Below are 24279 nucleotides of genomic sequence, written 5' to 3' on the forward strand. Positions count from 1 at the left end.
TAAAACGATATTTATTGTCTTGTTTTTGCTTTATTGAATTAACAAGAATAATAGGCCTTTAAGTGCAAAGATTTGTAAAACTTCAATAAACTAACTCGATTGTTGCGGTTTTTTGAGGATTTCATAAAAAACAATATAAAGATTTAAGAGTTTTAGTTAACTATTTGTTACATTTTTAACTTAAATTTGTGACATAACCCTTAATCTTATATTTTATGAAGAAATTTTACACTCTATTTTTGTTAGTGTTTTTTGCGTCAGGCATTTATGCGCAAAATAAAACAGTTGTTGTTGACAAAGCTTGGATAAGCGAAGCTGAAGAATGGTCAGATTTTACGTACTCAGGAAAAATTGTGTTTTCAATTAACCCTGCTGATGCACCTGGAACTTTAAGTATTGGAAATTATGATTTCTTATACGATTTTGTTGATGGAAAAGGAAAATTTTCAAACAGAGCGACATATAGTTCAGCGCAGTTTTTGAACCCGAGAAAGGTTTCTGCAACAACAGACAAACAAGGAGTTTTAAACTCTACTTACGAAGGCACATTAATTTTTCAATCTGATAGAGATTATTATTCAGTAGTTGCAGTTATTACAATTCTTGAGAAAAGCGATAGTATTTTAGGCGTAAAAATGCGTCTTAAAGAAAGCAACGGAAAAGAATACGCTTTTAGTACAAAACCTACGAGTTAGTATAAATACAAGGATTTTTTCACGTTATAAAATCCTGTCAATAAAATTCCCATAATAAATGGATGTATTAATAAAGATTAAAGATCGAGAAGGAGTTATACACGAATTACAGGCTCCGACTGATATGGCAATGAATATAATGGAGTTATGCAAGGCATACGAACTTCCTGTTGAAGGAACCTGCGGAGGAATGGCAATGTGCGCTTCCTGCCAGTGTTATGTTCTTAATGATGTTGCGTTACCAGAAATGGGAGATGAAGAAGAGGCTATGCTTTCGGAAGCGTTTTATGTTAAATCCAATAGCCGCTTAGGCTGTCAGATCCCAATTACTGAAGGATTAGAAGGACTGGAATTAGAACTGGCTCCTGAATATTAAAAAATAAAAAAGCGAGAATCAATTGGTTCTCGCTTTTTTTATTTCCAAATTTTTAATCGTAATCTTTAATCAAATTATCTAACGAAAACTCCCTTAGCAGCTTATCTAAATATTTACCCCGACTGCTCGATTCTCGCTGATAAGGCGCAAACAAACTGGTTGATTTATTAAATTCTGCATTGAGTTCTTGCAGCTCTATTTTTTCATCGTTTGTTAATGAAGTTGACTTCTTTTCGATGAAATTCAAGATTCTTTTTATTGTGACCTCTTTATTTATAATAGCATTTTCATTGTTTTGTAAGGTGCAGATTCCGTACACCCCTTTGCAAAAGTAATTCCACTCTTCCTCTAATGCATTTTCGGTTTTTACATTATCAACATTTTGATTTTCATCAAAAACATTTCCGTACGCAAATGTATTGTAAGCATGATTTTTTAAGTTTGACAGCAAGTTTTCTTTAAACTCAGATTTGAATTTTTCAGGATTCGAATTATCAGCATTCATTTTTATAAGGTCTAAAACCTTTGGGTGAAAATACTTTTTATCTGTCATTATCAGGTGGCTGTCATTTAGCGAAGAACTAATTGTAATTTCTGACTTTACAATATAAGAAGGCTCAGGAACAAGTTTAACCTCGATTAACCAATATAGTTTATCTGCTGCAATATTCGCCGTTTTAATTACATCGTTGAACTCAATATAATGGTTTTCGATGTATTTTAAATTAATGTCTTTCATAGTTTAAATAAAAGTCAAATATAACATTAAAATAAATCGAAAAAGCCGTAATTACATTGCTGCAATTACGGCTTTTTCTTTATAACAATTTTCTTTAATCTCTAATTATACCAAACCTGCTGCAATTAAATATTCAGCAATTTGGATCGTGTTTGTTGCAGCACCTTTTCTTAAGTTGTCAGCAACAATCCACATATTTAATGTATTTGGCTGGCTTTCGTCACGACGAATTCTTCCAACAAATACATCATTTTTACCTTCTGCATATAATGGCATTGGGTAAGTAAATGTATCTAAATTATCCTGCACCACTACTCCATCAGTATTGTGCAGAATTTCGCGAACTTCATTTACTTCAAAATCATTTGTAAACTCAACATTTACCGCTTCACTGTGTCCGCCTACAACCGGTACACGAACTGCAGTAGCCGTAACTCTGATTGTGTTATCACCAAGAATTTTTTGAGTTTCACGCACTAATTTCATTTCTTCTTTAGTGTATCCGTTTTCTTCAAAACTATCACAGTGTGGAATTGCATTTCTATGGATAGGATATTTGTAAGCCATATCACCTTGAATTCCCGCGTATTCGTTTTCTAATTGTTTCACTGCTTTTACACCAGTTCCAGTGATAGACTGGTAAGTAGAAACGATGATTCTTTTAATGTTGTATTTTTTATGCAAAGGAGCCAAAGCCAATACCATTTGAATAGTAGAACAGTTTGGGTTTGCAATAATTTTATCTTCTTTTGTTAATACAGATGCATTGATTTCCGGAACTACTAATTTCTTAGTTGGGTCCATTCTCCATGCCGATGAGTTATCAATAACAGTTGTTCCCGCTGCAGCAAATTTTGGAGCCCATTCTAAAGATGTATCTCCACCTGCAGAGAAAACTGCGATATCCGCTTTCATATCTACAGCAGTCTGTAAACCAACAACTTTATATTTCGTTCCTTTATATTCAATTTCTTTTCCTACTGATCTTTCAGATGCAACAGGAATTAATTCTGTAACAGGAAAATTTCTTTCTGCTAAAACTTTAAGCATTACTTCGCCAACCATTCCGGTAGCACCTACAACTGCAATTCTCATTATTTATATTTTTAAATATCTATTAATCTAATTTTACACTGCAAAAATAGTTATAATAAAAACGAAAACAACACGCTTCACAAAAAATAACAAAATGTTATAAATTAAACAATATGTAAAAAACCGCTTCGTTGTGAAGCGGTTAAGTTAGACTTAGTGTAGCGGTATATATATCTTTATTTATTTTTTAATAAATCTCTAATTTGCGTAAGTAATTCTTCCTGCGTTGGTCCGGCTGGCGGCGGTGGCGGAACATCTTTCTTTTTAAGATTGTTTATTCCTTTTATGATTAAGAATAAAACAAAAGCAACGATTATAAAGTTAATTACTGCCGAAAGAAACAAACCGTATTTGACACCTCCAAAAGCCGTCAGTTCTTCAATAGTTGATAAATGTGCCGCATCTAATGCCGGTTTCAATATCAATGGCGTTATTACATTTTCAATTAATGAGCTTACAATTTTACCAAAAGCTGCTCCAATAATTACACCGACAGCCAAATCGACTACGTTGCCTTTCATTGCAAATTCCTTAAATTCTGAAAATACACCCATAATTATTTCTTTTAGTTTATAAATTAATTATATCGAAAATACGTAATTTTCTTTAGAGTTTCCAAAATCTATCTAAAAAATACTCGTTTCACGCGCTGCGAAATACTCGTCATAATCTCATACGGAATGGTTTTTAAAGCATCGGCCATTTCGATAACCGTTGGGCTTTCGCCGAAAATAATTACCGAATTCCCTTCTTTACAATCAATATGACTTACATCAACCATTAACATATCCATACAGACGCTTCCTACGATATAGGCTTTTTGATTTTTAATGGTTACAAAACCAACCTGATTGCCCCATAATCTCGAAATTCCATCTGCATATCCAATTGGGATTGTGGCAATTTTGGTTTCTTTTTCGGCCATAAAACGACGTCCGTAACCTACACTGTCACCCGTTGGAATAGTACGAACCTGCGAAATAATCGATTTTAATGTACCGACATTTTCCAGATATTTTTGTTCTAACGGATCGTTAGAAACACCGTATAAACCAATTCCTAAACGAACCATATTATATTGTGCATCTGGAAAATTGCTAATTCCCGATGTATTTAAAATATGACGAATTGGATTTATATTTAATTCCGTCATTAATTTTGAAGATAATTTTTCGAATAAATTAATCTGTTTAATGACAAAATCGTAATGATTTAAATCGTCGCTTGTTGCCAAATGTGATAAAATACTTTGAACACGAACGGTTGAATTTCCTTTTAAAGTTGCAATTAACTCATCGATCGTATTGTCTTCAAAACCCAAACGATGCATTCCTGTATCAAGTTTAATATGAATAGGAAAATCTTTTAAATTCTTTTCTCTGGCAATTTTCAAGAAGGCATTTAAACCTTTTATGCTGTAAATTTCAGGTTCTAATTTATATTGAATGATGGAAGGAAAACTGGTCGACTCAGGATTCAAAACCATAATTGGCAGTTTGATTCCGCCATTTTTCAGCGAGATTCCTTCATCAGCGAAAGCAACACCTAAATAATTTACTTTATTATGTTCGAGTAATTTTGCAATTTCAAGTCCGCCATTTCCATAACCAAAAGCTTTAACCATAACCATAATTTTTACATCATCGGCAAGTTTTGATTTGAAATAATTTAAATTATGATTTATAGCGTCAAGGTTGATTTCGAGAACCGTTTCATGCGTTTTTTCTTCCAGCAGTGAAACGATTTCTTCAAACTGAAATGATCTTGCTCCTTTTATTAAAATTGTTTCATTATTAAAATTCAGGCTTTCAATTGCATCAATAAATTCGGCCGTATTTTGAAACATTGTACTGTTTGGAAATTTAGCTGCAAAAGATGAAATCGTAGCTCCAATTCCTATCACTCGGTTGATTTTATTGTCTGAAATTAACTGAGCAACTTTTGAATAGAGCTCTTCATTCGAAAAACCACTTTGAAAAATATCTGATAATATAACGGCTTTTGAAGCATTTTTTTTCTGGCTTTCTAAAAAGTCTAAAGCAATTTTTAGCGATTGAAAATCGGAGCTGTAACTATCGTCAATTAAACTGCAATTGTGAATTCCGTTTTTAACTTCAAGACGCATTTCGACCGGATAAAGCAGTTTCACACGATTTTGAATAACCTCAAAGTCATAGTTAAAACGCAGTAAAACCAATAAACAGGAAATGGTATTTTCAATAGAAGCCGAATCACTAAACGGAATTTCTAAATTGAAAATTTCTTCTTTATATTGATATTTGATAATTGTTGAATCGTTTTTAGTTTCTTTCATCAGAATAAAAACATCCGCAGAAGCATTTGTAAAACTCCATGAAAATAACGTTCTGTTTTGAAGTGGAAATTCGGTAGAAAAATCCAAAAGACATACATCTGTCAATTCATTTTTTTGATAGATTATTACGGCTGACTTTTTGAAAAGCAGTAATTTTTCTTTGATTTTTTGTCTCAGATTTTCAAAACCTTCATCGTGTGCAGAACCTATACTGGTTAAAACGCCAATATTGGGTTTGATGATTTTTTCGAGATTAACCATTTCGTTAACCGTCGAAATTCCGGCTTCGAAAATCCCTAGATTATGTTTCTCATTTATGGCAATAACAGAAAGCGGAACACCAACCTGTGAGTTATAACTTTTTGGGCTTCGGATAATATTATAGTCTGGGCTTAAAAGGAAATTAAGCCATTCTTTTACAATAGTTTTTCCGTTACTTCCGGTTAAACCAATTATTGGAAAATCGAATAAATCACGATAATAACCTGCGAGCTCCTGAAGTGCTTTGAGCGTGTTTTTTACAATAAAAAAATTAGCTTTTCCTTTTACATTTTCAGGAATGTATTGAACAACAAAATTCTGAACGCCTTTTTCTATCAATTCTGAAATATACAAATGAGCATCATTATTGACCCCGGAAAGAGCAATAAACAAGGTTTGAGATCCGTTTTGTAAAGAACGGCTGTCGATCGAAATATGATCTACAAAAATATCAGATTCTGAACCTATCCATTCGGCGTTAAAAACCGGAATAAGGCTTTTTAAATTTATGCTCATTTAGAAATTTCTTTTTGTCAAATTTAAAAAAAGGTTTGCCACAAATTACACTAATATTTCTTAATTTATTTTGAAATGTAAAAAAAGCGGATGCCACGAATTGCAAGAATTTCCACGAATTGTTTTTTAATTTTTTGCCACAGATTAAAGGATTAAAAGGATTTCTAATCTGTGAAAATCTTTTAATCTGTGGCAAATATTTTAAGCATCCAGCAATAAAATAATTCGTGCAATTCGTGGCAAAAAAATATGCTAATAATTTGTGAAAATTTCCACAGTTAATTGCAAAAAACATTAATTCCTTATATTTGTTCAATACCACAAAATAATACGTTTTGAAAAAAATACTTCCATTATTCTCCTATATACTCCATCCGATTTTTATATCGATGTACGCCACACTATTATATCTTTACTGTAAGGATGATATTTTTACGACACAGGAAAAATATTTTGTTCTGTTTCAGATTTTAGTAATTACGATTATAGTTCCTATATTATTTTTCATGCTTTTGCGTTCAACCGGACACGTAAAATCGATGATGCTTCCGGAAAACTCTCAACGTCGCATTCCGCTTATTTTACAATGCTTTTTATATATTTTATTGGTAAAAAGAAGTATTGTTATTACACGTTATCCTGAATTGCATTTCTTTTTTTTGGGTGCGTTGTTTAGTACAATCCTGGCGTTAGTCTGCTCGCTTTTTAAAATTAAGGCCAGTCTGCACATGACCGCCATTACAGGATTTACGATCTTTGCTATCGGATTAAATATTCATTTACAAATGCACAATCCATATTGGGGCGCATTGTTAATTTTATTATCCGGAATTGTAGCTTCATCCCGATTAGAAATGGATGCCCATACGCCAAAAGAAATATCGATTGGGCTTTCAATTGGCGTTTTACCGCAGCTATTATTTTTGTATTTATGGTTATAAAATGTAGAATATTAATCCTGCATTGAGCGTTTTCATGGTAACTTTTTCTCCGCTTAATGTGGTAACACCATCTTTAAACAACGGACTCAAACCATAATACAAATAAACATTCCAGGTATTGTAACCCGCAGAAATATACGGCCCATATTGGAATTTATTAATAGCATCATTATTATTTATTCGATACGTGTTTTCGCCATCGTCTAAAATTGAAGTATTAGAGAATATGTAACTCAATTTTACTCCGCCATAAATTCTCCAGAATTTTGTGCTTTCATAAGTAGAATTACGCCATCTAAATTCTATTGGAAGTTCTACAGAATATTGTCTGTATCGGTTTGAAACAATTTCTCCTGCATCTACAACATTATAAACTACGGCCCCGGCTCCATCTTTTGAAATACCAAAATTCTGATAGTAATTTTGATAACTCAGTCCTAAACCTGCCGCAATTGAAACTGTTCTGGATTTATTGATTGGCATGTCACGTAAAAACCCGCCCGAAAGTCCAAGGGAAAATTTGTTCTGCTTGAATTTTTGAGGAATATCTGTAAACATATTATAGGTTACAGAAAAATAAAACTGATCTTCTCTATACAAAGAATCTATTTTAACTATAGGTTTTATTTCTGCTTTGACATCTTCTTGTGAAAAAGCATTAAAAAATGAAACTAAAAACAAACAGCTAAAAAGAAATCGCATATAATTTTTTGAGTTTAAAAGAGGTTCTATAAAATAAACGCTTAATAGAATCGATTTATTTCACTTACAAATATAATATAATGATAGTTCAGGAAGCGATTAGAAAGTAATTATTCTGTTTTTGATTAAGAATATTTGTGTTTGCTGAACTTTTTTCAAATAATCTGCATTAGAATTCAAAAAATGAATTTGTATTTGTTCGATCTTTTATACCTTTGTCCTGTATGAAGAAAAAACAGCTCATATTAAGTTTCTCTTTTGCTGTAACAATATTGTTCTCGATATTGTTTCAGTCCATACACAGTTATGAGCATATTGTAAAACAGCTTTCAGAAAAACAATGTCACCACGATTATAATGATCCAAGTGGCGAAATAACGCATCAGCATCATAATTACGATCTTTGTTATGTTTGTAATTTTGCTTTTGGAAGTTATATTGTTCCGGAAACTTTCTCTTTTCAGTTTCATTCTTTCAGCAGCGAAATCCCTTATTTTTTCCCGCTGTCAGAAAAGATTTTCTTTGTTTCAAAAAGTTCGTATTTATTACGAGGCCCTCCCGCTGCTATAGTTTCTTAAAATTCAACATCTCTTTTTTTTAAATCTAAATTCAAAACAACTTTGAGTTTCCTAATCCTGTTTATTAAATTGGGATTGCTGTACTGTTCGTTTAATTTTCATTTAAAAGAAGAAAATCCATTTAACTATAGCAAAATTTTCAAATGAAAAAATTAATAATTGCCCTTATTTTAGGGTTTTCGGGCTTGCTTTCTGCCCAAAATTCGGTTTCAGGAACAGTAACTGACAATCAAAACCAACCTTTGCCGGGCGTTTCTGTTTATGCTTCAGAATTGCATAAAGGAACAACGACTGATGCAAACGGAAAATACGAATTAAACAATCTTCCAAACGGAAATCTGCGTTTGTCTTTTTCTTATGTTGGATATGCTACTCAAAATAAAAATATCATAAAATTAGTAAAGCAAAATACCGTTGATGTATCGCTCGAAGAGTCGATTTTAGAAATGGATGAAGTTGTGGTTTCTACACCTTTCAACAAATTGCAATCGCAAAACGTAATGAAAATCGAGCATGAAAGCATTAAAACTTTACAGCAAAAAGGAACTTCAACTTTAATTGAAGGTTTGGCGACTATTCCCGGAGTTTCGCAAATTTCTACCGGAACTTCTATTGGTAAACCGGTTATTCGTGGATTAAGCGGAAACCGTGTTTTAGTATACTCTCAAGGTGTTCGTATCGAAAACCAGCAGTTTGGAGACGAACATGGTTTAGGTTTAAACGATGCCGGAATTGAAAGTGTTGAAGTTATTAAAGGCCCGGCATCGCTATTATACGGTTCTGATGCTTTAGGAGGAGTTTTATACTTTAATCCTGAAAAATTTGCTGATGCCGGTACTTTTAAAGCTAATTTCAGTCAAAAATATTTTACGAATACAGAAGGAAGCAATTCTTCTATTGGATTAAAAACGTCTACGGATAATTGGAAATTTCTGGCACGTGGAAGTTATAACACGCATTCTGATTATAAAATTGCCGATGGCGACCGTGTTACAAATTCTCGCTATAATGAAACCGATTTTAAAACCGGAATTGGTTACAGCAACTCAAGTTTCTCAAGTGTTTTAAGATACAATTACAATAAGCTGGATATTGGAATGCCCGAAGATGGAATTGCAGAACAATCTTCAAGCAAAGACACTCAATTTCCGAGACAGGGGATTTTTAATCATTTATTGAGTTTAAACAATGTGATCTTTTTTGAAAACTCAAAACTTGATGTTGATTTAGGTTATATTTCAAATGACAGAAGCGAGTTTGAAGACAGCAATGACGCTTCGCTTCACATGAGATTGAATACTTTGAATTACAACTTAAAATATCACTTTCCTAAATTCGGAAAAATCGAAACTATCTTAGGTGTTCAGGGAATGCATCAAACGAATAAAAATTCGGGTGAAGAATATTTAATTCCAGATGCAACAACTAATGATTTTGGTGTTTTTGGAACCGCAAATTACGAATGGAACAATAATGTTCTTCAGGCAGGATTACGTTTTGACAACAGAAATGTTACTTCTGATCCACACGGAATTGAAGGCGAAGAAGGTTATTTTCAGGCTTTAGACAAATCTTTTGATAGCTTTAATGCTTCTTTAGGATATAAAACAAAACTGGCTGAACCGCTTACGCTTCGTTTAAATGTAGCAACCGGATTTAGAGCACCAAACTTAGCGGAGTTAACTTCAAACGGGGTTCACGAAGGAACAAACCGCTATGAAATTGGAAATGCTGATTTGAAAACAGAACAAAACGTTCAGACTGATTTGAATTTAGAATACAAAAACACACATTTTGAGTTTTTCGTTAATGGATTTTACAATCACATAAACAATTATATCTACACTTCTCCAACTGGAGAAACTCGTGACGATAATGATGTTTTTGCTTATATTCAGGATAATGCACAATTGTACGGAGGTGAAGTTGGTTTACACTTTCACCCACATCCTTTAGACTGGTTGCATTTTGAAACTAGTTTTGAAACCGTAACCGGTAAAAAAGACAATAATGATTACTTGCCGTTGATTCCTGCCAACAACTGGAATAATACGCTTAGAACTGAATTTAATATCAAAAACTGGTTAAGCGAAGGTTTTGCTTCGTTAAACGTTTCTTCAACTTTTAGCCAGGATAATGTGAGTGGTTTTGAAACTGCTTCTAAAGGTTATACTTTGGTAAATTTAGGCTTTGGAGGAACTGTAAAATTGGGTAAAACTGCTTTTGACATCAACCTGAACGGAAACAATTTATTCGACAAAAAATACATTGCGCACCTTTCAAGATTAAAAACAGACGGAATCCCAAATATTGGAAGAAACATCGTTCTGGGCGTTAATTTCAATCTGTAACATTTTTTTTAAACCATATAAGTTATATAAGTAAATAAAAGCTAAGCCTTAAATTAAATAAGCTCATATAACTTACATGGTTTAATTCTTTATTCTTTAAATGAGTTATCCTACTAAATATAAGCTTGACCTTAAATTAAATGAACTTATATAACTTATATGGTTTAAATTATTTTCACAACAAAAAGTGCTATTTTTGTTACAACTGTTAATCAAAAACTATGAAAAAAACCTTTCTTATAATGGCAATTACAACTGCAGGAATTTCATTTGGACAAAATAAAATTCAGTACCCGGAAACAAAAAAAGGAGAAACTGTCGACGTGTATTTTGATACAAAAGTAAGCGATCCTTATCGTTGGCTTGAAGATGATAAATCTGCAGAAACTGGTGCTTGGGTTAAAGCTGAAAATGAAGTAACTTATGGATATTTAGATAAAATTCCATTTCGCGAAGAACTTAAGAAGCGAATGGAAAAACTTTGGAACTACGAAAAAATAGGTGCTCCATCTAAAGAAGGAAAGTTTACTTATTATTCTAAAAATAACGGCCTTCAAAATCAATCTGTTATTTACAGAAAAGATCAAAGTGGTAAAGAAGAAGTTTTTCTGGATCCGAATACTTTCTCGAAAGACGGAACCACTTCGCTTGGCGGTTTAGATTTTTCTAAAGATGGAAATAAAGCGGCATATTCCATTTCTGAAGGCGGAAGCGACTGGAGAAAAGTGATTATTATTGATGCTGTTTCTAAAAAAGTTTTGGAAGATACTTTGGTCGATGTAAAATTCAGCGGCGTTTCATGGCTTGGAAATGAAGGTTTTTATTATTCTAGTTACGATAAACCAAAAGGAAGCGAGCTTTCTGCAAAAACAGATCAGCACAAATTGTATTTTCATAAGTTAGGAACTTCTCAAAAAGAAGATAAAGTAATTTTTGGTGCAGATCAAAAAAGGAGATATGTTGGCGGTTCTGTGACCGAAGACAATCATTATTTAGTAATTACGGCTGCTAATTCGACTTACGGAAATGAACTTTATATTAAAGATTTAAAAACTCCAAACAGCCCTATTGTTACCATTGTAGACAACTTCAACAGTGATAATAATATTATCGAAAACGAAGGAAGTAAATTATTCATACAAACGGATTATAACGCTCCTAACGGCCGCGTGGTTTCTGTAGATTTCAGCAATCCAAAACAGGAAAACTGGAAAGATTTTATAAAAGAAACTGAGAATGTTTTATCTCCATCTACGGGTGGCGGCTATTTCTTTGCCAATTATACAAAAGATGCTGTTTCGTTAGTTTTACAATATGATTACAGCGGAAAACTAGTTCGCGAAATCAAACTTCCTGCAGTTGGAACTGCTGGCGGATTTGGTGCAAAAAAAGAAGAAAAGATTTTATACTACAGTTTTACAAACTATACAACACCAGGAACCATTTTTTCTTTTGAACCAAAATCTGGTAAATCAGAAGTGTATCAAAAACCAAAAGTTGATTTCAAAAGTGAAGATTACGAGTCTAAACAAGTTTTCTATACTTCAAAAGACGGCACAAAAGTTCCTATGATTATTACCTATAAAAAAGGAACTAAATTAGATGGTAAAAATCCAACGATTCTTTACGGTTACGGCGGATTTAATATTAGTTTGACGCCTGCATTTAGTATTTCGAATGCGGTTTGGATGGAAAACGGAGGTGTTTATGCGGTTGCCAATTTAAGAGGCGGCGGTGAATATGGAAAAAAATGGCACGATGCAGGAACAAAGCTTCAAAAACAAAATGTATTTGATGATTTTATCGCTGCTGCAGAGTATCTAATCGCACAAAAATATACTTCATCTGATTATTTAGCTATTCGCGGAGGATCTAACGGAGGTTTATTAGTTGGCGCAGCAATGACACAGCGTCCTGATTTGATGAAAGTAGCTTTGCCTGCGGTTGGTGTAATGGACATGCTTCGTTACCATACCTTTACAGCTGGTGCGGGCTGGGCGTATGATTACGGAACAGCTCAGGATAATAAAGAAATGTTTGAATATTTAAAAGGATATTCTCCTGTTCAAAACGTTAAAAATGGCACTAAATATCCGGCAACAATGGTAACAACTGGAGATCATGATGACCGTGTAGTTCCGGCTCACAGTTTTAAATTTGCTGCAGAATTGCAAGACAAACAAGCGGGAGAAAACCCGGTTTTAATTAGAATTGATGTAAAAGCTGGTCACGGTGCAGGAAAATCTGTAGCGGCTACAATTCAGGAGAATGTAGACATTCAGGCTTTCACTCTTTATAATATGGGATTTAAAGCTTTGCCTAAAAAGTAAAACTTTTAAAACTTAATTTTTTCAGCCGCGAATTCACTAATTATTTTTTGTGAATTCGTGGCTTTGTTTATTTTGTTTCACGCAGATTTAAAATGATTTAAACGGATACACACAGATTTTTATTAATTAAATCAGCTTAGATCTGCCTAAATCTGTAGAATCTACGTGAAATAATTCGTGAATTCGTGGCTAACTTTTTTAAATAAAGCATTTACACTAAATTTGAAAAACTTAAAACTTAAACCATGAAAATTATAAAGTGGGGAATTATAGGCTGCGGGAATGTAACAGAAGTAAAAAGCGGGCCGGCTTTTCAGAGAGCTCCTAATTCTGCTTTGGTTGCTGTTATGCGAAGAGACGCAAAGCTTGCAGAAGATTATGCAAAACGTCATAATGTTCAGAAATGGTATTCGAATGCCGCCGATTTAATTAACGATCCTGAAGTTGACGCGGTTTATATTGCTACTCCGCCATCTTCCCATAAAGAATATACTCTTTTGTGTGCCAAAGCCGGAAAACCTGTATATGTTGAAAAACCAATGGCATTGACTTTTGAAGAATGTAATGAAATGATCAGTGCCTGCAAAGAACATAATGTTCCTTTGTTTGTTGCTTATTACAGAAGGGGCTTACCTCGCTTTTTAAAAATAAAAGAAATAATTGACAAAGGAAAATTAGGAAACATAAGACATGTAAATACTGTTTTATATCATCCTTTTGAAGCACGTTACGACGACGAAATCAATCTTCCGTGGACAGTTTTGCCACATATTTCAGGAGGTGGAATTTTTGTTGATCTGGCCTGCCATACTTTAGATTTTCTGGATTTTGTTTTGGGTCCGATAAAATCTGTTCGCGGACATGCGACTTCTCAACTTAAAGCATATCCTGCTGAAGATTCAGTTTCTATGTCATTTTTATTTGAAAATGGAGTTCACGGAACTGGTTTATGGAATTTCGCCAGTTTTGAGCGTTACGATAACACTGAAATTGTGGGTGATAAAGGTAAAATCTCATTTTCAACTTTCGGAAATGATCCAATACATGTTCAATATACAAATGGAAAAAAAGAAAGTATTACAATTGAGAATCCGCTTCATATTCAGCAGCCCTTTATAGAAACTGTAATGACAGAGCTTTTAGGTAAAGAAGGGGCTTCTCCGTCTAAAGGAATTTCAGGAGCAAGAACGACTTGGGTTATTGATGAAGTTTTGAAGGAGTTTAGGAATTCGAAATAACTTTATATTACATAAGTTCAATTGCATTCAGCTTTAGCTAGAGGATAAAAATTAAAACATATTCAAGGCTTTCGCCAAAAACGTTTGTTTGCCTAAATCCTTTTTAAATTCAATTCTATCAACCTCGGCAAAAGCTGTAGGCAATTGAATAAATCTTGTCATTTCTACGAAAGGAGAAATAAAAACAAAGCAAAAAAGGATATTCTCACGAATATCCTTTTCTTCAAAAAACTATAAAACTTCTATAAAAAATTATAGGCTGTATTTTAAACCTAAAGTTAATCCTAAACCAGAAATTCCAACATAAGAACTTAATTCGTCCATTTTGTCATCTGGTCTTGTTGTGTCTGCTGTATCAGTAGTTGTAGCAGTGTTCGGATTAAATAACGGATTATTAGAATTTACATCTAATCTATCGTGATATACAGTGTATCTCTGTGATGTATTTCTTGTTGCTAAAGCATCCTGTCCGTTTACTGTATATTCTGTAGTTTCTTTAGTTTTACCATGAACAGTAAAGTTACGGTATTCTAATTCTGCAAAAGCAGAAATGTGTTTTCCTAATTTATAAGATGTTCCTAAAGTCGCCATAAATCCAAGAGTTGGATTTGGTTTTACTACATCTTTAGAATAAATATTTGTTGTACTTACAACATTATTTCCTACATAAGATGTAAGTTCTCTATCCGTTTTAATATCTAATGTACCATGAATTGGAACAATAACCCCAACTTTAGTATATGGTTCAAAACCATGAGCTTCACCTAAAAACATTACAACTGCTGGTGCTATATCAAAAGCTTTGATTTGTCCATTAGCCTGAAAACTAATGTAAGTTGCAACATTGTTAGCTGGTGTATATGAATAAAGTCTATCAGTAGTCTGAGCCATAGTTTTGCTATTACTAATGTAGTAGTTAGCCCCTAACTCAACTCCTAAACGTGTAGAAAAACGGTATCCTGCAGTAATTCCACTTCTAAAACCTTGTCCAAAAGATCCTGTAATACTTTCTCTTGAAACTAATTTATTATTTGCTAAAGTCCCAGCATATACGTCTCTGTTTGGTGCCTGACCTCCCACTTCTGGAAACTCAGTTGAAGCAGTTTGGTTGAAATAAGATCCACCTAATTTAAAGTACCAGCTTTCCGGTTTGTCTGCTTTTTCTGTTTGCGCCATTGTAGCGATAGAGCAAACTAATAATCCTAATAAAAATAGGTTCTTTTTCATAATTCTGATTTAATTAATTTATACAAACTTAGAATTTTTTAACATATTCTTATAATTTGCATTGTTAGACTTGGAACGAAATCGTTGTAATTTTGGGCAATATTACTAAAAAAGTATTATGCATGCATATTTTTAACACTAAAAATTTACATTCAATTAAATTTTAACTGTTAAAATTTAGTTCAGCTTAAAATTTACCTGCATTTTCTCTAATTCCTGAAGAAGCTCTGCCGAAATCCTAATTTTTAATCTTCTGCTTGGCATCGTTAATTTAGTTACTACTTTCACCTCTTCGACTTCTTTTACTTCCTGCATTTTAGCTTCTCCGGCGATGGTTTCGCTGTCTTCATTTTCATCTTCAAAAACGGCATCTTCACTGTCTTCAAATTCACTTGTGGTTTCAACCTCAACTAAACGCTTCACATTTTCGATTTCCATAATGTCAAAACTCACTGTATTATCGCCTTTATTTTCATTGAATAAATTACTTAATTTATGAATAAACTCAGGTTGAAGATCTTTGATGTTTAATAAAAGAATCAGTTTTTTAGCAAAAGCCTCTAAAATATCCTGAAGCTGTCTAATCTCAACAAACTGCATTCTGGGTTCTGATTTTTTTCCTGTATCATGGTTTACCCAGCCGTCTTTTATCAAAATTTTCAAGTAAGCAAAATTATTCTGAATCAGGAAGTGGCGGAACCTCAGGTATTCTTCACCAAAAATCTTAAACTCAAAACTTTCATCATATCCTTCCAGATTAAATACAGCCCAGCCTTTTCCATTTTTGGCAACACGGTGCTGTACGTTATTGATGATTCCGGCAAAATTTAGATTTTTCCCTACATATTCATTCATGCTTTTCAAGGCTTCTAATCGGGCGTTGCAGAAGTATTTCATTTCAAACCTGAAATCATCAAGCGGATGTCCGGAAATATAAATCCCTACAACCTCTTTTTCTTTGGCCAGTTTTTCCATTGTACTCCAGTCTTCACATGGCGGTACAACAGGTTCTGCAATTTGAACTTCACTTGCTTCTCCAAATAAACTTACCTGCGACGAGTTTTCATTTTCCTGAAATTTCGATCCGTAACGCATCGCTTTTTCATAAAACGTAATTCCGTCACCATCATCATGGAAATATTGCGCTCTGGTTGTTCCTTCAAAAGAATCAAAACCACCAGCCAATGCTAAGTTTTCAATTGCTTTTTTGTTGGCTGCACGCAAATCAATTCGCTTCGCCAAATCAAAAATTGATTTATATCTTCCGTCTTTTCTGTTTTCTACAATGGTTTCTACAGCTCCGGAACCAACACCTTTAATAGCGCCCATTCCAAAACGAACAGCATAATTATCGTTTACCGTAAATTTATAGTATGATTCGTTTACGTCTGGGCCTAAAACTTCTAAGCCCATACGTTTACATTCTTCCATAAAAAACGAAACCTGTTTGATATCGTTCATATTATTCGAAAGAACTGCAGCCATATATTCTGCAGGATAATGTGCTTTTAAATATGCCGTTTGGTACGCAATCCAGGCATAACAAGTCGAGTGTGATTTGTTGAAGGCGTAACTCGCAAAGGCTTCCCAGTCTTTCCATATTTTTTCCAGAATCTTGGCATCGTGCCCTTTTGCTGCAGCCTGCTCCACAAACTTCGGCTTCATTTTATCCAGTACATCCTTTTGTTTTTTACCCATCGCTTTACGCAAAACGTCGGCCTCACCCTTTGTAAATCCTGCCAAAGACTGAGACAAAAGCATTACCTGCTCTTGATAAACTGTAATTCCGTAGGTTTCAGATAAATATTCCGCGCAGGCATCTAAATCGTATTTGATTTCTTCGTCGCCATTTTTTCTTCGAACGAAAGACGGAATATACTCCAAAGGTCCAGGACGATATAATGCATTCATGGCAATTAAATCTCCAAAAACCGTTGGCTTTAGATCTTTCATGTATTTCTGCATTCCAGGTGACTCGTATTGGAAGATTCCAACGGTTTCACCTCTTTGGAAAAGTGCATACGTTTCTTCATCATCAATCGGGAAAGTATCAGGATCCAGATCAATTCCTGTTCTGTATTTTACCAGTTTTACGGTATCTTTTATCAACGTAAGGGTCTTCAGACCCAAGAAGTCCATTTTAAGCAATCCGGCACTTTCTGCAACCGAGTTATCAAACTGCGTTACATATAAATCCGAATCTTTTGCTGTGGTTACAGGAACATAATTCGTAATATCCGATGGTGTAATAATTACCCCGCAGGCGTGAATTCCGGTATTACGCATCGACCCTTCAAGGATTTTTGCCTGCTGAATAGTTTCTCCTGCCAAATCACCTTCATTGGCAATCGCAATCAATTCTTTTACATTATCAAATTCGTCTGAACGAAGTGCTTTTTTGACTTCCTCTTCGCTTTCAGAAATAAAACGCGCCAAATTCCATTTTGACGGCATCATTCCCGGAATTAGTTTGGCAATTCTATCGGCTTCAAACAATGGTAAATCCAGTACACGAGCCGTATCACGAATAGCCGATTTGGTTGCCATTTTACCGTAAGTGATAATCTGTGCCACCTGCTTTTGGCCGTATTTGTTGATTACGTAATCCATTACACGTCCACGACCCTCATCATCAAAGTCGATATCAATATCGGGCATCGATACACGGTCAGGATTTAAAAAACGCTCAAAAAGTAAGTCATATTTAATTGGATCGATATTGGTAATTCCGAGGCAATATGCAACGGCAGAACCCGCCGCAGATCCACGACCCGGTCCAACCGATACATCCATTTTTCTGGCTTCGGCGATGAAATCCTGTACAATTAAGAAATACCCCGGATATCCGGAATTTGAAATCGTTAATAATTCAAAATCCAGACGTTCTTGGATAGATTCAGTTATTTCTCCATATCTTCTTTTCGCACCTTCCATTGTAAGGTGTCTCAAATATTTATTTTCTCCACGAACACCACCGTCAGCTTCATCTTCTGCAACAAAAAATTCTTCGGGAATATCAAATTTTGGAAGCAATACATCACGGTAAAGTGAATATCCTTCAACCTTATCTATAATTTCCTGAATGTTGATAATCGCTTCGGGTAAATCGGCGAAGAGTTTTTTCATTTCTTCTTCCGACTTGAAATAATATTCCTGATTTGGAAGTCCGTAACGATAACCACGCCCGCGACCGATAGGCGTTGCCTGCTTTTCACCGTCTTTTACACAAAGTAAAATATCGTGCGCATTGGCATCTTCTTTATTTAAATAGTAGGTATTATTGGTCGCAATTAATTTGACATTGTGTTTTTGTGCAAATTCAATCAGGGTTTTGTTAACACGATTTTCATCTTCCTGATTGTGGCGCATGACTTCCAGATAAAAGTCTTCACCAAATTGTTCTTTCCACCAAACTAAAGCATCTTCCGCTTGGTTTTCCCCAATATTCAGGATTTTACTCGGAATTTCTCCGTATAAATTCCCAGACAAAACCATGATGTCTTCTTTGTATTTTTCGACTATGTTTCGATCAATCCTCGGCACATAATAAAATCCTTCTGTATAAGCAATCGAAGCCATTTTAGCCAGATTATGATAACCAGCTTTATTTTTAGCCAGTAACACAACTTGGTAACCGTTGTCTTTTTTACTTTTATCTAAATGGTTTTCACAAATATTAAATTCGCAGCCTACGATTGGTTTTACCTCCGTTTCAGTTGGTTCCTCTCCGGCTTCAACTAAAACTTTATTTTTTCCTGATGCAGCTTTATTGTGGTTCATAACGGCGCTCACAAAGTGAAAAGCACCCATCATGTTTCCGGTATCTGTCATGGCAACAGCCGGCATTCCATTTTTGGCCGCAGCTGCAACAATATTACCAATTCCTATTGTAGATTGCAGAACCGAAAACTGCGTATGATTGTGTAAATGTGCAAATTTTGCCGCTTTAAAATCTGCTCTGTCAGATTCTGAAACGGTAATTTGTTTGTCATCAGATTGTAAAGCCTTGATTTGCTCCCTGATTTTATCAGAAGCTGCTTTTAAATTGATGTGTTTTAATCCGATTAACGGAAATTCCTGTGGATTTCGATCTTGAAATTCTTTGAAATAATCCTTTGGAACATCTAATTCTTCTTTGGTAAAAACCTCTCTTCTGATTAACTCCAAGAAACAACGCGTAGTTGCCTCAACGTCGGCAGTTGCGTTGTGCGCTTCTGCAAAAGGTTTATCGAAAAGATAGCTGTGTAACTCAGTAAGAGTTGGAAGTTTGAATTTTCCTCCACGACCTCCCGGAAGCTGTAATAAGGAAGCAGTAACTTCGGTACAGGTATCCAAAACCGGCATGGTACTCATTGGAGAGTCCACACCCATTCTATGGAATTCGGCCCCCATAATATTAACATCGAAACCTAAATTTTGACCAACAATAAATTTGGTTTTACTTAAAGCAATGTTGAATTTCTCCAAAACTTCAGCCAGCGTAATTCCATCGGCTTCAGCCAATTCAGTCGAAATACCGTGAATACGCTCAGCATCATACGGAATATTAAATCCTTCTGGTTTTACCAAATAATCCTGATGCTCAATAAGCTGTCCCATTTCATCATGCAGCTGCCACGCGATCTGAATACAGCGAGGCCAGTTATCAGAATCGGTTATTGGGGCGTCCCAGCGTTTTGGTAATCCGGTTGTTTCGGTATCGAATATTAAATACATAGAGTGAAAATACAAAAATTAAACTCCAAATCCCAAGCTTATCCAATATAAATATCTGATTATATGGAGTATAAAAAACTGCTTTATAGAAAATGGAAGAAGTTCAAATTTACGCTTTTTTTTAAGCTAATGAAAAACGAAGTTATCAACAAAAGCACAATTAACATCTTCGTTTTCTAAACCCAAAAACACCTGAATTTCATTCTTTTTTTCTTAAAAAAGTTCGATTATTCATTTTGGATACTCATTAGACCAAAATGAACACTTTTAAACTATGCTGTATCCTGAACTTTGCTTCATCAAATTATAACAATTAAAAAAATAATAATCATGAAAACAATTTTTATCACAGGCGCATCATCAGGTTTAGGAAAAGCAACAGCAAAATTATTTCAAGCAAAAGGATGGAACGTAATCGCAACTATGAGAACTCCTGAAAAAGAAACAGAACTTTCTCAATTAAAAAATGTAACACTTCTACCTTTGGATGTTACCAACTACGACCAAATACAAAGCACGGTTGAAAAAGCTATTGCATTAAGCAATATTGATATCGTTTTTAATAACGCTGGTTATGGCTTGATTGGCCCTTTAGAGAGTCTTACTGACGATCAGATCACAAAACAATTAAACACTAACTTGTTAGGGGTAATTCGTGTTACAAATGCTTTTATTCCGTATTTCAGAGAAAAAAGAAACGGATTGTTTATTTCAACTACTTCTATTGGAGGATTAATTTCTTTTCCTTTAGGTTCTGTATATCACGCGACAAAATGGGGATTGGAAGGCTGGAGCGAAAGTTTGGCTTACGAATTAAATCCGTTTGGAATAAATATTAAAACGGTTTCTCCGGGCGGTATCAAAACAGAATTTCTACACGGTTCGCTTGATACTGGTGTTAAACCTGAATATCAAGCAATGGCAGACAAAATGTTTGAAAATGTAGATGCAATGTTTGAAATGGCATCCACCCCAGAGCAAATTGCCGACGTTGTTTACGAAGCTGCAACAGATGGAAAAACCAAACTTAGATATGTGGCTGGTGAAGATGCTAAAGCTCTTTACCAACAAAGATTGGAACAAGGCGACGAAGTTTTTCGCGCTTCATTTGGCAAACAATTTTTGGGAGCATAATTTATTACTGATACCGCTCAGGTTTTGATAATCTGTGCGGTATTAATTTTCATTTTTTATACCTTTATATCATGGAAAAGAAAAACCACAATCCGTCGAGACTTTCTTCTATATCACAATTTCATAGTTTATTTCGGTTACCAAAACCGCTGCATCCTATGATTAGTCTGGTTGATAATACCACACTGGTTATAAATGCCGAATTGACAAATAATGCTTTTCTTCTCGATTTCTATAAAATATCCTATAAATATTCTACTAACGGAAAAATGGGTTACGGTCAGGGTTATTATGATTTTAATGAAGGCGGATTAATGTTTACTTCACCCAATCAATTGATTTTTACTGATAATGAAGAAGGAATCGAATATCACGGGTTTACTCTGTTTTTTCATCCTGACTTTATTAGAAATTATCCTTTAGGGAAAAATATCAAAAAATATGGTTTCTTCTCCTACGATACCAATGAAGCACTGCATCTTTCTGACAGCGAAAAAACAACTATTTTAGGATTATTAAATAGTATTGACAATGAACTTCATACGGCTATTGACGAAATGAGTCAGGATGTTATCGTTTCTTATATGGACGTTTTACTTAATTATAGCAACCGTTTTTACAAACGTCAGTTCATTACCAGAAAAACAATCAGTAATGATTTATTACTTAAAGTAGAAGACATTTTAAATAATTATTTTAATAATGCCGAAACCTTAAAAAGAGGTTTGCCTTCGGTTGATTTTCTTGCCTCACAAGTTAATGTCTCCAGTCATTATTTAAGCGATATGCTTCGCAATTTAACTGGACAAAATGCCCAGCAGCATATTCACTCTAAACTAATTGAAAAATCAAAAGATTTCCTGATGACTACAAATCTTTCGGTAGCCGAAATAGCTTATCAATTAGGCTTCGAATATCCTCAATCGTTTAGTAAACTTTTTAAAAAGAAAACAAGCCAGACACCATTAGAGTTTAAAAACTCGTTAAATTAATCTTCAAAATATTCTTGTCAAAAAAAGCAGTTTTTGTCTTAAAAAAGCATAAAATTTCATAAAATTACACTTCTTGGATGTCGTAGTATTTAGATGGTTTATTGAATCTAAATAACGTCTTAAAAACTCATTTAAAAGCTTTCAAAAACCCAAAAAGCATCTTCTTTGCAAAGAAATTAAAACTAACAATTATTACTATTTTTATTCATTTTGTTAGATTTTTTCAATTAAATCCTTATATTTTATAGTGATTTTGAAATAAATTTGCAAACTATTAAAACAAAAAACAATCAAAGAAAAACAAAGCCGAAAAAGAAAAACAAAGTCATTTTCTAAATCATTTTTCTGCCAAAATTGAAACTGCAAAAGCGGTTTAGCAATTTGTATTTTAGTTTGGGTATCGTATATAATGAAATATTGAAATTGACGCCTTTATATCTTTTTTTACTTTTGTTTTGCTATTATAATGAACAGGAAATGCTGTGGTTATAGAAATTACAATTAAAAAAAATAAAAAATGAGTAAGACATTATTTGACAAAGTATGGGATTCACATGTAGTGCGTAAAATTGAAGATGGACCAGATGTGTTTTTTATTGACCGCCATTTCATTCATGAAGTTACGAGTCCTGTTGCTTTTTTAGGATTAAAATCAAGAGATGTTTCGGTATTATACCCAGAGCGTACTTTTGCAACTGCAGATCACAATACACCAACCATAAACCAACATTTACCAGTTCAGGATCCTTTATCGGCAAATCAGCTTCAAGCTCTTGAAGACAATGCTAATGAATACGGAATTTCACACTGGGGATTAGGTCACATTAAAAATGGAATTGTACACGTAGTTGGTCCTGAAAACGGAATTACTTTGCCAGGTGCCACTATTGTATGTGGTGATTCGCATACTTCTACTCACGGTGCTTTTGGAGCAATTGCTTTTGGTATCGGAACTTCTGAGGTTGAGATGGTTTTGTCTACTCAATGTATTATGCAGCCTAAACCAAAGAAAATGCGTATTAACGTAAACGGTAAATTAAGCAAAGGTGTTGGTCCAAAAGACGTTGCACTTTATATTATTGCTCAATTAACTACTTCTGGAGGAACAGGTTATTTTGTTGAATATGCTGGTGATGTTTTCGAAAACATGACTATGGAAGGCCGTATGACGGTTTGTAACCTAAGTATCGAAATGGGTGCTCGTGGAGGAATGATTGCTCCTGACCAAACTACTTTTGATTTCCTTGAAGGAAGATTATATGCTCCAAAAGGTGAAGCCTGGACAAAAGCTGTTGAATACTGGAAAACGTTAAAAACTGATGCTGATGCTGTATTTGATGCTGAATTAAATATTAAAGCTGAAGATATCGAACCAATGATTACTTATGGTACAAACCCTGGAATGGGAATTGGTATCACAAAACATATCCCAAATGCAAAAGAAGTTGAAGGCGGTGAGGAAACTTACAAAAAATCTTTAGCTTATATGGGCTTTCACGAAGATGACGTGATGATTGGAAAACAAATTGATTATGTTTTCTTAGGAAGCTGTACAAACGGACGTATTGAAGATTTTAGAGCTTTTGCTGAAATTGTAAAAGGAAGAAAAAAAGCAGATAATGTTACCGCTTGGTTAGTTCCGGGTTCTCACGTTGTTGAAGCACAGATTAAAGAAGAAGGTATTTTAGATATTTTAACCGAAGCTGGTTTCGTATTACGTCAACCGGGCTGTTCTGCTTGTTTAGCCATGAACGATGATAAAGTTCCTGCTGGAAAATATGCAGTAAGTACTTCAAACAGAAACTTCGAAGGTCGTCAGGGTCCTGGTTCAAGAACATTATTAGCAAGCCCAATTATGGCTGCTGCTGCTGCTGTTACAGGAAAACTAACAGATCCGAGAGAATTATTTTAATTCCCGCTGTAAGCTTTAAGCAATAGGCTTTAAGCTTCTAACAAATTTAAAAAAGGCTTACAGCTTATAGCTTACCCTCTAAAACAAAAATATAAAACGCTGTGCAAAAAGCTTAAAGCATACAGCTTATAGCCTAAAGCAAAAAAACAGCCTAAAGCAAAA

17 protein-coding genes are annotated in these 24279 nt (G+C 34.3%); 10 read left to right on the forward strand and 7 right to left on the reverse strand.

Annotated elements, in window-relative coordinates:
• Positions 1-215: 215 nt before the first annotated feature.
• A complete protein-coding gene (locus ASD98_RS17060) occupies positions 216-695 on the forward strand; it encodes a hypothetical protein (RefSeq protein ID WP_056206612.1) in 480 nt (159 codons plus the stop codon).
• Between the two features lie 58 nt (positions 696-753).
• Positions 754-1071 carry a 2Fe-2S iron-sulfur cluster-binding protein gene (locus ASD98_RS17065; RefSeq protein WP_056206614.1) on the forward strand — a complete coding sequence of 106 codons (318 nt, stop codon included), beginning with the start codon at positions 754-756 and terminating at the stop codon, positions 1069-1071.
• Between the two features lie 52 nt (positions 1072-1123).
• On the opposite strand, the gene ASD98_RS17070 is transcribed toward ASD98_RS17065, so the two are convergent.
• From ASD98_RS17070 to ASD98_RS17085, 4 genes are all read right to left on the reverse strand, one after another.
• The gene (locus ASD98_RS17070; RefSeq protein ID WP_056206616.1) at positions 1124-1810 is read right to left on the reverse strand and encodes a DUF6058 family natural product biosynthesis protein; all 687 of its coding nucleotides are present in this window, start codon (positions 1808-1810) and stop codon (positions 1124-1126) included.
• A 105-nt stretch (positions 1811-1915) separates the two neighbouring features.
• The gene (locus tag ASD98_RS17075) at positions 1916-2905 is read right to left on the reverse strand and encodes an aspartate-semialdehyde dehydrogenase (protein WP_056206617.1); all 990 of its coding nucleotides are present in this window, start codon (positions 2903-2905) and stop codon (positions 1916-1918) included.
• 176 nt (positions 2906-3081) lie between these two features.
• A complete protein-coding gene (gene mscL, locus ASD98_RS17080; protein WP_056206619.1) occupies positions 3082-3459 on the reverse strand; it encodes a large conductance mechanosensitive channel protein MscL in 378 nt (125 codons plus the stop codon).
• Positions 3460-3527: 68 nt separating this feature from the next.
• On the reverse strand, positions 3528-5996 hold the full coding sequence (locus tag ASD98_RS17085; protein ID WP_056206620.1) for a bifunctional UDP-N-acetylmuramoyl-tripeptide:D-alanyl-D-alanine ligase/alanine racemase: 2469 nt from the start codon (positions 5994-5996) through the stop codon (positions 3528-3530).
• Between the two features lie 335 nt (positions 5997-6331).
• Between ASD98_RS17085 and ASD98_RS17095 the strand changes: the two genes are divergently transcribed.
• Positions 6332-6937, forward strand: coding sequence for a hypothetical protein (locus tag ASD98_RS17095; protein WP_056206623.1), 606 nt, complete (start codon positions 6332-6334; stop codon positions 6935-6937).
• On the opposite strand, the gene ASD98_RS17100 is transcribed toward ASD98_RS17095, so the two are convergent.
• Positions 6932-7639, reverse strand: a complete 708-nt coding sequence (locus ASD98_RS17100; RefSeq protein WP_056206625.1) for a porin family protein — start codon at positions 7637-7639, stop codon at positions 6932-6934. The two genes, ASD98_RS17095 and ASD98_RS17100, sit on opposite strands and share 6 nt — an antisense overlap.
• 224 nt (positions 7640-7863) lie before the next feature.
• On the opposite strand from ASD98_RS17100, the gene ASD98_RS17105 reads away from it, so the two are divergent.
• The 4 genes from ASD98_RS17105 to ASD98_RS17120 all read left to right on the forward strand — a co-directional run bounded on the left by ASD98_RS17105 (position 7864) and on the right by ASD98_RS17120 (position 14136).
• Positions 7864-8217 carry a hypothetical protein gene (locus tag ASD98_RS17105; RefSeq protein WP_056206627.1) on the forward strand — a complete coding sequence of 118 codons (354 nt, stop codon included), beginning with the start codon at positions 7864-7866 and terminating at the stop codon, positions 8215-8217.
• 143 nt (positions 8218-8360) lie between these two features.
• Complete coding sequence (locus ASD98_RS17110; protein WP_056206629.1) at positions 8361-10568, forward strand: TonB-dependent receptor; 2208 nt, start codon at positions 8361-8363, stop codon at positions 10566-10568.
• A 221-nt stretch (positions 10569-10789) separates the two neighbouring features.
• The gene (locus tag ASD98_RS17115) at positions 10790-12898 is read left to right on the forward strand and encodes a prolyl oligopeptidase family protein (RefSeq protein WP_056206631.1); all 2109 of its coding nucleotides are present in this window, start codon (positions 10790-10792) and stop codon (positions 12896-12898) included.
• A 245-nt stretch (positions 12899-13143) separates the two neighbouring features.
• Positions 13144-14136: a Gfo/Idh/MocA family protein gene (locus ASD98_RS17120; RefSeq protein WP_056206633.1), complete on the forward strand. Its 993-nt coding sequence runs from the start codon at positions 13144-13146 to the stop codon at positions 14134-14136.
• Positions 14137-14388: 252 nt separating this feature from the next.
• Here ASD98_RS17120 and ASD98_RS17125 read toward each other — a convergent pair whose 3' ends face one another.
• Together ASD98_RS17125 and dnaE are read right to left on the reverse strand one after the other, a co-directional pair.
• Positions 14389-15363 (reverse strand): outer membrane beta-barrel protein, encoded by a 975-nt coding sequence (locus tag ASD98_RS17125; RefSeq protein ID WP_056206635.1) that lies wholly within the window; start codon positions 15361-15363, stop codon positions 14389-14391.
• A gap of 177 nt (positions 15364-15540) precedes the next feature.
• Complete coding sequence (gene dnaE, locus ASD98_RS17130) at positions 15541-20079, reverse strand: DNA polymerase III subunit alpha (RefSeq protein ID WP_056206637.1); 4539 nt, start codon at positions 20077-20079, stop codon at positions 15541-15543.
• A 330-nt stretch (positions 20080-20409) separates the two neighbouring features.
• On the opposite strand from dnaE, the gene ASD98_RS17135 reads away from it, so the two are divergent.
• The 3 genes from ASD98_RS17135 to leuC all read left to right on the forward strand — a co-directional run bounded on the left by ASD98_RS17135 (position 20410) and on the right by leuC (position 24117).
• Positions 20410-21213 (forward strand): SDR family oxidoreductase, encoded by an 804-nt coding sequence (locus tag ASD98_RS17135; RefSeq protein ID WP_056206638.1) that lies wholly within the window; start codon positions 20410-20412, stop codon positions 21211-21213.
• 71 nt (positions 21214-21284) lie between these two features.
• Positions 21285-22205, forward strand: coding sequence for an AraC family transcriptional regulator (locus ASD98_RS17140; RefSeq protein ID WP_056206639.1), 921 nt, complete (start codon positions 21285-21287; stop codon positions 22203-22205).
• 517 nt (positions 22206-22722) lie between these two features.
• Positions 22723-24117, forward strand: a complete 1395-nt coding sequence (gene leuC, locus ASD98_RS17145) for a 3-isopropylmalate dehydratase large subunit (RefSeq protein WP_056206641.1) — start codon at positions 22723-22725, stop codon at positions 24115-24117.
• The last annotated feature ends 162 nt before the right edge of the window (positions 24118-24279 follow it).

Origin of the sequence: Flavobacterium sp. Root186 (genome assembly GCF_001428525.1) — a bacterium.
In the GTDB taxonomy this organism is placed as follows: domain Bacteria; phylum Bacteroidota; class Bacteroidia; order Flavobacteriales; family Flavobacteriaceae; genus Flavobacterium.